The sequence below is a fragment of the Streptomyces sp. NPDC005195 genome, from assembly GCF_040608315.1.
GTDB classification, from domain to species: domain Bacteria; phylum Actinomycetota; class Actinomycetes; order Streptomycetales; family Streptomycetaceae; genus Streptomyces; species Streptomyces kaempferi.
The window spans coordinates 1-1,269 of record NZ_JBEXHZ010000359.1 but is presented as its reverse complement, the minus strand read 5'-3'; the positions used below and the strand labels follow the sequence as shown (position 1 = coordinate 1,269).

1 protein-coding gene is annotated in these 1,269 nt (G+C 69.2%); it reads right to left on the bottom strand.

Features of this window, described 5'->3' with window-relative positions:
* Positions 1-42: 42 nt before the first annotated feature.
* Complete coding sequence (locus ABZV34_RS39650) at positions 43-1,194, bottom strand: ISAs1 family transposase (protein WP_356288217.1); 1,152 nt, start codon at positions 1,192-1,194, stop codon at positions 43-45.
* Positions 1,195-1,269 lie beyond the last annotated feature (75 nt).

The window sequence follows — 1,269 nt, the reverse complement described above, 5'->3', positions numbered from 1 at the left end:
CCAGGGCGATTGCAAAGTCCGTTGATCGTGCGTTGGTGCAGGTCAGTTGAGGCCGAGGAGTGCCAGTGGCCGCTCGTAGGGGCGGAGGGCTGTGGTGCGGAGTGCGGCGGCGATGTTGGTGTGGCCGGCGGTGCGGAGCTGGTTGATGGCGAAGCTGCGCAGGGTGGCCATGTTCTCCGGGCCGTGCCCGGTGCGGATCTTGGAGGCGTCCTCGCGGAAGGCGGTGTCCCGGACGAAGTGGAGCCTGTTCTCGATCACCCAGTGCGCCCTCAAGATCTTCGCGATGCGTTCCGGGGATGCCTGGCGGCTGGTCAGGTCGGTGATGACGTAGACGGTCTCGCGGCTCTGCTTGCCGGTCTTGGCGTCGGTGCGGTGGCGTACGACCTTGGCGACCTGGGTGGCGTGAGGGAAGTCGACGCCGAGGTCGGTGACGGTCAGGGCCTGCACGACCCGGGTTTCCTTGCGGCCGTGGCCGGTGGTGCGGTCGTAGAACTTCGCCGTCGCCTCGTCCCAGGGCAGCGTTCGCAACTGCTCGTAGAGGTTCTTCTGGTTCCGTTTCACCGTGAAGACGTAGTGCGCCTTCTTCGCCTCGACGAGGAAGCGGGCGTGGTCGCGCTGGGTGTGGAGAGCATCGCCGGTCACGGTGACTCCTTGCAGGTCATAGGGGTCCAGGAGAGCGGCGAAGCACGTGATCTCGTTCGTCTTCTCCGGGACTCGGAGCTGGGTGACGGTCATCCCGGTGCCGGTCATCGCGGCCAGCAGATGGGCGGCCGGGGTGGCGCCGAGGCGCGAGCCGCGGGCGCTCTTGCCGTCCACGGCGAGGGTGTCGGCGCCGGCCGGATCGTGTCCGAGGAGGTCGGCCAGACCGCCGGGGCAGGTGTCCTTGATGACCCGGCGGATCGTCGCACCGCTGGGCGGGACCCGCACGGCCAGGGCGGTCGCGGTGCGGGCACCGAGCCGGGCCAGAACGTCCTGCGGGGCGTCGGTGGCCCACTCATCGATCGCCGCGAAGCTACTCGCCCCGGTCACCACGGCGGAGCAGACGACCAGCAGTACTGCCACGAAGGGGTGACGCTTCCCGCGCCGGCACCGCGGATCGGCCAGCGTGGCCAGCCGCTCGGCCAGCGGACCCGTCGCACAGTGCTGACGGGTGGGCGACTTGACCAGACAGACGGTGGCAGACTGACGGCACATCGAAGCTCCGTTGGGCGCAGGCGACTTGGCAAGGTCACCTCCACAACGGAGCTTCGTTGCGTCCGGTCGCGCACC